Consider the following 10194-nt stretch of genomic DNA (forward strand, 5'->3'; position numbering starts at 1 on the left):
TGCTTACCTATAACAAACATAGGCCCAAGATTTCCATGATCTGTTCCTAGGTTACCATTCTCTCTTGGTTTTCTTCCGAATTCGGTAAATGTAGCGGTTACTACTTTTTCTGCTATGCCCAAAGACTCAATATCATCCTGATATGCTTCAATGGAATCACCGACTTCCTGTAGCTAATCGGCATGCTTACCTAGATGACTATTTGAGGCACTACCAACTTGTCCTGAATGATTATCAAATCCATCAATCAACACCAAAAATATTTTTGTCTTAGAACCTCCTTTAATCATCCTAGCAACTGTTTTCAATTGATTGGATAAATCTGTATCTGGATAAACCGTTGCACTATTAGAACCTGCATTAAAAACAGTGCTAATACGTTCTGAATATGAATTTGAATTAGTTTCAACTCCAGCGATAAAATCTATATTATCCGTATATTCAGAGGGACCAAGATCATTAGTAGGTTCAGGATTCCCTAAATTAGAAATCACATTATAATATCCTGAAATATCCTGCCCAGATAAATTCACATCCACCTTATGCTCATGCTCTGAGTGAAATCCAAGTGATGGTTTTTTACTTCCTAATTGAATTCCTAATGGATCTGCATAACTTGTTGGTTCATACGCTGAATGTAAATAACGAACCATCCAGCCATTCGATTTACTACTATTCTCTGGTGTACCATCTCCTCCCTTAAACATCAATGCTCTTGCTGCAAAATGTGACTTATTTACGATGGGATACCCAACACTATGCATAATATTTAATTTACCTGCATCATACAAAGATTTAAAACCTGTAAGAGATGGATGCAATAACACTTGATCAGCTACAGGCAAAGTCGCATCTAATGGTATTGCAGAGTTCACTCCTGAATTATCTAATTTAATTGTTGGTCGAAGATTTGCATAATCGTCATATTGATCCAGAGGGATCACAGTATTTAAACCGTCATTTCCACCGCTCATCTGAACCATTACCATCGTTCTTCCGTCGATAATAGATTCAGGTATTTCATTTAACAAAGCTGTTTTAGAAAACGCCTTTAATTGGTGTCCATTTAATAATAAAGAACTTGCAGAGCTCAAAGCCGATAGTTGTAAAAATTTTCTTCTTTTCATATTATTAGCTTTAGTTGTTTTGAAATTCTTGCGACCATGTTAATGCCTCAAATAATGGTATTAAAGCGGCCTCAACTCCTGAAGTATTTGAATATCCTGAATTCATATAAGTAGTCCATTCATCCGCCCACATCTCTGCGGTTAAAGATCCATTATCCAATAAAATATCATTTACAAAATAATCTCTACGATCTGGACCAACACTTTCCGGAAACATCAAATCTGTCAACTCATCAACAAGAAGGGTCGGATTTGATGGGTTACTAACATTCTCTCTCACGAATGTGGATACATAAAAATTTGTCTTTGTACTCCCAGAATCAAGCAGGTTATCTGCCATATTATATCTCGAAATTATTGTAGAAGAATTGAACCAAAATTTATCAAAATCCGGCGTTTCGTAAGTAGGCGGAAACCCGGCAACCGATGGAGGTCTAAACACATCCTGTCCGCTTGGCACCAGTATTTTATTTAGTATAGAAAAATAATAAAAGTTCTTATAATGTTGTTCCCCATTGGTAATTGGGTCTGGAACCGGATAATCTGTAATACTCAGTGTTTGCAAAACCAAATCTAAAGGCGGTTTTATCAGTCCTCCAATAATTTCATCACTATTATCCGAATCATCAGCATCATAAAAATGTTGGCTTTTCAATAATTCAGTTATCGTTTCCCCAAAATTATAATTAGCACGAAACGTAGCCGACAAGGGTACGATAATATCATTTTCAATTTCTGTTGAGATTGTTCTAGACACGAAAAAACGATACATCTTTCTACAAATAAATTTTGCAGTCTCTTCTTGACTCAAAACCATATTTAAGAATTCTTTTAATTCGGCTTCAATTCTTGCTTCCTTTTCGGCATCAGTTTTCCCCGTTGTGTCCCATGCTGGTATTTCGTAATTCCCAAAACGGCTGCTAAATTGTTTGGCACCAAACTCATGTTTCTCAGCTTGCGCATATCCACAAGGAATATTCCCATAATCTTCACCATTGGTAAATAACCCTCTATTGTTTTTGGTATACGTCCAACCTGTTAAAGTTCTAGCAGCCTGCTCCACATCAGACTCCGTATAATTACTATAATCTCCAATTGCTACTTGCGGTCCTTTTCCAATTGTAAATAATTCTAGTACTTCTCTAGCAAAATTTTCGTTCGGGTTTGTCTTTGTGTTTTCATCATTATTCAAATATTTCAACATGACATTATTTTTACTCATCTGAAAACAAAACTCTTTCCAGTCTCCCAAACAGAAAAACTCTAACAACTGAAGATAGTCGTAGTGAAAAATATTATCTAATGTTCTAATTGATGCTGTAAAATCTGTGAATAAAAAATAAGTCATTTTTGAACGTAATGAAGTATCTCTTTTTGCTTCATCCATCCACCAACCTGCTAAGTAATTATTTCGCTTAACTTGCCCCGATCCATTATTATCATTTACGTCCCCATAAACGGGGTCGTAATTTATCCATGGAGAAGGACTCGTTAGTCCGGAATTCACATAATGAACAGGCTGGTTTAAATTTTTTGAAGGAATTACAAATAATTCTGACAATGCTTGATCTACCGTATAATTACTAAAAGTATCAATCCTACTTTTGGTGACGTTATAGGTTGCTCTTTTGAGCAGATGTTTTGACAATCTAGATCCGAGAGTCCCCGAATAAGGTAACAATGATGCCATAAATATAGTTTTAGTTAGTCCTATAAAACTAGGACTAAAACTAAAAAACTAAAGAACCTATTGTATCAATAACTATAAAATATATTACATTAAAAGTATTGAACAAAAATCGAACTTAAAAAATATAACACATTTCTCACAAAGAAACTTAATGATTAGTTATTGTTTTTTCAATTCACAACATAAAATGTACTTCATGTAACAATAGAAAATAGGTGCATCATATCTATCATGTATTTAAAAACAGAAATTTTCTATTTTTTCACCAAACGCTGCTTGGCCATGGTTTTGTTAAAATTATCCTTTATAGCTAAAATATAATGCCCTGCCTCAAAATTATACATGTCAATCGGAGGTAAAATATTGACTCCAAAATCAAAGTCATAAGGCATTGTAAAAATTACAGCTCCAGAGATATTATAAATCACCAAATATCCTCTATAGGTTACTTTGCTCTCGTATTTCATCACAAATTCTTCCTCAATTGGATTTGGATATACAGTCAATTGATTTTTTGCCACCTCAACTCTGTCCGTGCTCAAAGCCTTCTGATTTGTTCCAATAAGATCTAATTTTTGATCTCCATCATAATCAGAAAATTCTGTTCCCGTAATCACATCACTTGAAGCGCCCAGAAAATCTCCGATTAAAGTAGTAAACACTTGTCGGTAATCATGTTGCATTTGTCCTTCATCAAAATGTTTTACGATCGAAGAAAGATCTAAATTTGTTCCCGTAACTCCGGGATTCACCGCACTTCCTATTACAAACATGGGTCCTAGATTTCCATGGTCTGTACCTAAATTCCCGTTTTCTAAGGGCTTTCTACCGAATTCAGTAAAAGTAGCCGAAACCACTTTTTCATCTATTCCCATAGCTTCCATATCGTCCTGAAAAGCCTTTACAGAATCTCCCAACTCTTTTAATAGTTCGGCATGCGTTCCTGTATGAGTATCTCCTGAAACAACTTGATCCGCATGGGTATCATACCCTCCAGCCGTTACCAAGAATATTTTTGTTTTAGAACCACCCTTAATCATCCTTGCAACCGTTTTCAATTGATCTGCCAGATCGTAATCTGGATAACTCACAGCGCTGTTGCTACCCGCATCAAAAACTTCACTAATTCTCTGAGAATACTCATTTGTTGCTTTCTCTGTTTGTGCCATATACGCAACATTAGCCGCAAACTCAGAATCAGGTAAATTCGTTGGTTCAGGATTTCCAATGCTTGAAATCACATTATAATAACCAGATACATTTTGTCCCGTTAAATTCACATCCACTTTATGCTCATGTTCTGAATGAAACCCTAAAGAAGGTTTTTTACTCCCTAACTGAATCCCTAAGGGATCTAAATATTCCGCATAATTATAACCTGAATGTAAAAAACGAGCCATCCATCCGGATGTCTTATTTGAGTTTTCAGTGGTACCATCTCCACCTTTTAAAATCAAAGCCCTTCCTGCAAAATGAGATTTATTCCCAATAGGATATCCAACACTATTGATCACATTTAATTTCCCTGCATCGTACAAACTTTTAAAGCCAACTAAAGCCGGGTGTAACAACATTTGATCTTGTAGTGGTAATGTTCCGTCTAAATTTATAGCAGCATTGATTCCGGAATTTGCCAATTTAACCGTTGGACGTAAACTAGCATAATCATCATATTGGTCTAATGGAATTAACGTATTCAATCCATCATTTCCTCCTAACAGCTGAATCATCACCAAAGATCTACCTTCAATAATCGCTGCAGGAATATTATTTAACAGTGCTGTTTTAGAAAAAGCACTTACTTTGTGGCCGTTTAAAAATAATGCACTCGCAGAACTTAAAGCCGATAGTTGTAAAAATTTTCTTCTTTTCATGTTCTGAGATTTTAATTATTTTGATATTCTTGAGACCATATCAATGCTCTAAACAAAGGTTTCAACACACTCTCTACCCCAGCTCTATTCCCAGAGTTCTTATAGGTATTCCATTCATCCGCCCACATCGCAGGGGTTGTCTCTCCTCCTTCTAACAAAATATCATTCAAAAAGTAATTCAATCTATCAGTATCTATTTCTTCTGGAAACATAATATCCACCAACTCAGAAACCACTTTGGTCGGATCATAGGGATCACTTACATTATCTTCTATAAAAGTGGTTGCATAATAATCTACTTTTACCTTATTCGGATTTAACAACAAATCCGTAAAATTATACCTTGGGATAATTGTTGCAGAATTAAACCAAAACTTGTCATAATCTGGATGTTCGTAATTTGGCGGAAAACCGGCAACGGAAGGAGGATCGAACACATTCTGACTGGCAGGAACTAAGATTCCTAAGATTATTTGCCAATAATAGAAATTTTTATAATGATACAAGCCATTGGTTATAGGATCCGGAACCGGAAAATCAGTTAAGGTCAATGTTTGCATCACCAAATCTAAAGGTGATTTAACAAGTCCACCAATAATTTCGTCGGTAGCATCTGAATCGTCTTTGTCATAGAAATGCTTACTTGCTAACAAAGCATCAATTGTGTCCTGCAAATTATAATTGGTTCTAAAGATCACAGCTAACGGTACAATAACGTCACTTTCAATTTCTGCAGAAATATTTCTACCCACAAAAAATCTATATAATTTTCTACAAATAAACTTAGCCGTCTCCTCTTTACTTAAAATTAGGTCTATAAATTCTCTCAGCTCTTCCTCTATCCTAGCTTTTTTTTCAGCATCTGTTTTACCAGAAGTATCCCAGGCTTCAATTACATAATTATCAAACCTATGACTGAATTCTTTTCTTCCAAAATCATGTTGAGAACTTACGGCATATCCACAAGGAAAATTACCATTTTCGGCCCCATTCGTATTTCTATGTCTATCAAGTGTTGGATTATTTAAGATATTATACCAATAAAATTTCCACCCCGTCAATACTCGTGCTGCTTCTTCAACATCAGACTCTGTATAATTTGTATAATCTCCTACACCTGCTTGAGCTCCTTTCCCAATTGTAAACAGCTCTAACAACTCTCTAGCATAATTCTCATTCGGATTTGCATTTGTATTCTGGTTGTTATTTAAATACAACAACATCACAGGGTTTATGGTCATCTGAAAGACCAATTCTTTCCAATCCCCTAAACTATGAAACTCCAACAACCTTAAATAATCATAATAAGAACCAAAATTCCCATTCAGTGTTTGATTAGAAGCAGTAAAATCGGTAAACAAAAAATAGGTCATTTTTGATCTATAAGAAGTATCTCTTCTAGCTTCATCTAACCACCAGCCTAAAACATAATGTCGTAATAAATTATTACCACTACCGTTATCTGGCTGAATTGGGCCATAAATAGCATCATCATCAATCCAAGGAGCGGGTTCGCTCAGTTTATCGTTTGTATAATGTATAGGTTGAACAAGATTTTTATCTGGAATTATAGATAATTTTGCAATTGCTTGCGCAGGGGTATAAGTACTAAATTCATTAATTCTGTCTTTAGAAATATTGAACGTAGCACGTCTTAGCAGATGTTTGGCTAATCTTATACCGAGGGTACCTGTGTAAGGGGTTAATGATGCCATTATTTTGTTATTTGATTAAGTTTATAAACACACATTAAAGATTTGGTTAATAATCTCAACGTGTGATTCTTACAAATTTACGAAATAATTGGAAAGTGAATTAGCACATATATTCTAATAATTATCACAAATAGTTAATTTTCCATCTTTTTTGAACCAATCTATTCTAAAAAAGTTCATTAATTTCGCAAGGTATTTGAATTATACAATTGAGTATTTATGTCTATTTTCCCAAAAAACTTACAAAAAAAACTGAGTCTAAGAAGAGACAATAATTCTTTACGTTTACTTACAAACGAAAAAAAGAACATTGATTTTTCTTCTAATGATTATTTGGGATTTTCTCAGAACAAAACGATAAATGATATGTCTCAGAGGATATGTAATACTCAAAAATTCAAAAACGGAAGTACCGGTTCAAGGTTGGTTTCGGGTACACATACTATACATTTAGAAACAGAAAAAATAATAGCAGATTTTCACAATGCCGAAAGTGGCCTACTATATAATTCAGGTTATGATGCCAACATTGGTTTGTTCTCTTGTGTAGCACAAAAAGGCGATACTATAATTTTTGATGAACTTATTCATGCTTCTATTAGAGATGGCATCAGGTTAAGCAATGCAAAATCCTTTAAATTCAAGCATAACAGTTTAGAGGATCTTGAAAAAAAAATCAAGAAATCAGAAGGCACTATATACATCGCTATTGAAACTGTATATTCCATGGATGGTGATAGTGCACCACTCCAATCTATTGCGGATTTAAGCAATAAATACAATTGTCTTTTGATTGTAGACGAAGCACATTCTAACGGTGTCTTTGGAGAAAGCGGAAGAGGATCCGTTCAAGAGTTTGGCTTGGAAAATGCTATTTTTGCAAGAGTACATACCTTCGGAAAAGCTTTGGGATGTCACGGCGCTATTATTCTTGGCAGTCATGATTTACGAGAGTATTTGATCAACTTTTCTAGATCATTTATTTATACAACAGCTGCTGCTACGCACAGTATAGCAACTATACAAGCAGCATACTCGGAGTTATCAACAACCTCTGAACTAAAAAAATTACAAAACAATATTGTCTATTTCAAAAACGGGGTTTCTAAAAAAAATTTAGAATCCAAATTTGTCAAAAGCGACAGCTCCATACATTGTTGTATCCTTCCAGGAAATGATATTGTAAAAGATTTTGCTCAAAGTCTGCAACAAAAAGGTTTTGACATAAAACCAATTCTCTCCCCTACCGTACCAAAAGGTCAGGAAAGATTAAGAATTTGCATTCATAGCTTTAACACCCATAAAGAAATAGATGCCCTATTAACCGAATTAGCTAGCCTATAAAATGAAAAAAATATTTATCACTGGAATCTCAACAGAAGTTGGAAAAACAGTTGCTTCTGCAATTGTTACTGAAGCTTTGCATGCAGATTATTGGAAACCGATACAAGCTGGAGAATTAGATTATTCTGACACGCATAAAGTAAAAAATCTTGTATCCAATGACGCCTCAAAATTTCATAAAAACAGCTATGCCTTAGAGACTCCAATGAGTCCACATGCCGCCGCAACGATTGACAACACAGTAATTCAACTAGACAAAATAATTTGTCCAGAAACTGAAAACACCTTAGTGATTGAAGGAGCTGGAGGAGTATTAGTACCTTTAAACGACACGGATACTATTCTTGACATCATACAACCCGACTATAAAATTATTGTGGTCTCTAGACATTATTTAGGAAGTATCAATCACACCTTACTTACGGTTAAATTATTACAAGAAAAAGGGTTTAAGGTTTCCATCATATTCAGCGGTGCAGAAAATAAAGAAACCGAATCTATCATTTTAAAAATGACAGGAGCAGAAGTCATTGGACGTATCGATGAGGAAGAAAATATTGACCAGACCACAACAAAAAAATACGCGGATTTATTCAAAGAAAATCTTTTGAAATTATAGTTTCCTAAAAATTTTAAATGACTTATTTGCATTTGTATTGTACATTTGACCTTTCCCTTGAAACCTGAAAACAATGAACCTACAAGAACGTGATCAAAAATACCTGTGGCATCCCTTAACGCAGCACAAATTACATCCAAAACATTTGGCAATTGTCAAAGCAAAAGATGCTTTGTTGTATGATGAAGAAGGGAATACCTATATTGATGGAATCGCTTCTTGGTACACTTGCATGTATGGTCATTGTAATGAATACATCATCAACAAGGTCACAGCCCAATTAGGGAAATTAGACCAAGTTGTTTTTAGCGGTTTTACACATCCTCCTGCTGTGGAAATGTCGGAGAAATTAATGCGTATTTTACCTAAAAACCAGCAAAAAATATTTTTTTCTGATAATGGATCTACCTCTGTCGATGTCGCTATCAAAATGGCGCTTCAATTTCATTTCAACCAAGGTGAAAAACGAAATAAAATCATTGCTTTAGAAGATGCTTTTCATGGAGATACATTTGGTTCTATGTCGGTATCCGGACTTTCTGTTTACAACGGACCATTTGAAGATTTTTTATTGACTATAGATCGCATTGATGTGCCAAATTATGAGAATTTCGAACATGTCAAAGAAAAATTCTCTCAATTAATTGCCACAGGTGCTATTGCTGCCTTTATTTTTGAACCTCTTGTTCAAGGAGCAGCGGCTATGAAAATGTATCCTGCAGAATTATTAAGTGAATTGATTGAAATAGCACAAAAAAATAATGTCGTCTGTATTGCAGATGAAGTAATGACAGGATTCGGAAAAACTGGAAAATATTTTGCTTCTGATTTTTTGGAGAACAAACCAGATATTATGTGTTTGTCCAAATCTCTTACAGGAGGAATTGTTCCGATGGCGCTTACCACCTGCTCTCAAAAAATATATGATGCTTTTTATGATAATGAAATCTCAAAAGGATTTTTCCATGGACATACCTATTCTGCTAATCCACTAGGGTGTACCGCAATTTCAGCAGGAATCGACCTTTTAGTCTCTAAAGAAATGAAGGCGAACAGCCTTAGAATCCAAGAAAAACATGCGGCATTCAATCAAAGAATACACAAACACCCAAAAGTCAAAACCACAAGACAAACCGGAGTTATATTTGCATTGGATCTAAACATAAAAATGGAACGTTATGGAAATCTTAGAGATCAACTTTTTGAGTTTTTTATGAAAAATGGAGTTTGCTTGCGTCCTCTAGGAAATACTATTTATGTTTTGCCTCCTTTTATTACAACCGACCAAGAATTGGAAAAAATTTATGATGTGATCGAGAAAGCATTGGAAATGTTTTAAATAAACCTATGTTAATTCGCAGTTTCTAGAAAATTCAGAAATAGCTCTTTTCTATTTTAAAAAACCTTTCATAACTTATATAAGCTATGAAAAGGAATATTGTTTCCTTGTACTAAATCTCGAACGATACTTTGAGATACTAATTTTTTATGAATAAACTTTTTCATAGCAAACAAACTTTAAAACAAAATAATTGCTATGAAAAAAATTCTATTCCTGTTGATGATTGTCTCAACACAAACTTCCATTATTTCACAAGTAAAAAACAATTCCATTTCTGATGCTGGTGATATCGCAATTGTCGCCTATCACGATGATCCCGATGGATTTTCATTTGTACTCCTAGATGATTGTCCGGATACAACTACTATCAAATTTATTGACGAAGAATGGACAGGTGCCTCCTTTGCATCCGCTACAACGGAAGGGGAAGTAACTTGGACTAATAATACCGGAAATATAATTTCACAAGGTACCGTAATCCAT

Annotated in this window: 7 protein-coding genes and 2 pseudogenes; 4 read left to right on the forward strand and 5 right to left on the reverse strand. The window is 34.6% G+C overall.

Going from position 1 to position 10194, the window contains the following annotated elements; translation table 11 throughout:
- The 5 genes and pseudogenes from P8H68_RS14565 to P8H68_RS12365 form a co-directional block, all read right to left on the reverse strand.
- Nucleotides 1-158, reverse strand: a pseudogene (locus tag P8H68_RS14565) (DUF1501 domain-containing protein); the annotation flags it as partial.
- Between the two features lie 15 nt (nucleotides 159-173).
- On the reverse strand, nucleotides 174-1127 hold the full coding sequence (locus tag P8H68_RS12350; RefSeq protein WP_300325641.1) for a DUF1501 domain-containing protein: 954 nt from the start codon (nucleotides 1125-1127) through the stop codon (nucleotides 174-176).
- Nucleotides 1128-1137: 10 nt separating this feature from the next.
- A complete protein-coding gene (locus tag P8H68_RS12355) occupies nucleotides 1138-2817 on the reverse strand; it encodes a DUF1800 family protein (RefSeq protein ID WP_300325643.1) in 1680 nt (559 codons plus the stop codon).
- Between the two features lie 254 nt (nucleotides 2818-3071).
- Nucleotides 3072-4691, reverse strand: a complete 1620-nt coding sequence (locus P8H68_RS12360; protein WP_300325646.1) for a DUF1501 domain-containing protein — start codon at nucleotides 4689-4691, stop codon at nucleotides 3072-3074.
- A gap of 11 nt (nucleotides 4692-4702) precedes the next feature.
- Complete coding sequence (locus tag P8H68_RS12365) at nucleotides 4703-6406, reverse strand: DUF1800 family protein (RefSeq protein WP_300325649.1); 1704 nt, start codon at nucleotides 6404-6406, stop codon at nucleotides 4703-4705.
- 219 nt (nucleotides 6407-6625) lie between these two features.
- Between P8H68_RS12365 and P8H68_RS12370 the strand changes: the two genes are divergently transcribed.
- From P8H68_RS12370 to P8H68_RS12385, 4 genes and pseudogenes are all read left to right on the forward strand, one after another.
- Complete coding sequence (locus P8H68_RS12370; protein ID WP_300325652.1) at nucleotides 6626-7750, forward strand: pyridoxal phosphate-dependent aminotransferase family protein; 1125 nt, start codon at nucleotides 6626-6628, stop codon at nucleotides 7748-7750.
- Between the two features lies 1 nt (nucleotide 7751).
- Nucleotides 7752-8369, forward strand: a complete 618-nt coding sequence (bioD, locus tag P8H68_RS12375; protein WP_300325655.1) for a dethiobiotin synthase — start codon at nucleotides 7752-7754, stop codon at nucleotides 8367-8369.
- A 73-nt stretch (nucleotides 8370-8442) separates the two neighbouring features.
- Nucleotides 8443-9708 carry an adenosylmethionine--8-amino-7-oxononanoate transaminase gene (gene bioA / locus P8H68_RS12380; RefSeq protein ID WP_300325658.1) on the forward strand — a complete coding sequence of 422 codons (1266 nt, stop codon included), beginning with the start codon at nucleotides 8443-8445 and terminating at the stop codon, nucleotides 9706-9708.
- A gap of 198 nt (nucleotides 9709-9906) precedes the next feature.
- Nucleotides 9907-10194 (forward strand): annotated as a pseudogene (locus tag P8H68_RS12385) (T9SS C-terminal target domain-containing protein); the annotation flags it as partial.

The sequence above is a fragment of the Flavicella sp. genome, from assembly GCF_029238425.1.
Taxonomy (GTDB): domain Bacteria; phylum Bacteroidota; class Bacteroidia; order Flavobacteriales; family Flavobacteriaceae; genus Flavicella.

Excerpts from the sequence above, each read along its gene's own strand:
- P8H68_RS12350 (WP_300325641.1), bottom strand. The coding sequence starts at position 1,127 with ATGAAAAGAAGAAAATTTTTACAACTATCGGCTTTGAGCTCTGCAAGT.
- P8H68_RS12355 (WP_300325643.1), bottom strand. The coding sequence starts at position 2,817 with ATGGCATCATTGTTACCTTATTCGGGGACTCTCGGATCTAGATTGTCA.
- P8H68_RS12360 (WP_300325646.1), bottom strand. The coding sequence starts at position 4,691 with ATGAAAAGAAGAAAATTTTTACAACTATCGGCTTTAAGTTCTGCGAGT.
- P8H68_RS12365 (WP_300325649.1), bottom strand. The coding sequence starts at position 6,406 with ATGGCATCATTAACCCCTTACACAGGTACCCTCGGTATAAGATTAGCC.
- P8H68_RS12370 (WP_300325652.1), top strand. The coding sequence starts at position 6,626 with ATGTCTATTTTCCCAAAAAACTTACAAAAAAAACTGAGTCTAAGAAGA.
- bioD (WP_300325655.1), top strand. The coding sequence starts at position 7,752 with ATGAAAAAAATATTTATCACTGGAATCTCAACAGAAGTTGGAAAAACA.
- bioA (WP_300325658.1), top strand. The coding sequence starts at position 8,443 with ATGAACCTACAAGAACGTGATCAAAAATACCTGTGGCATCCCTTAACG.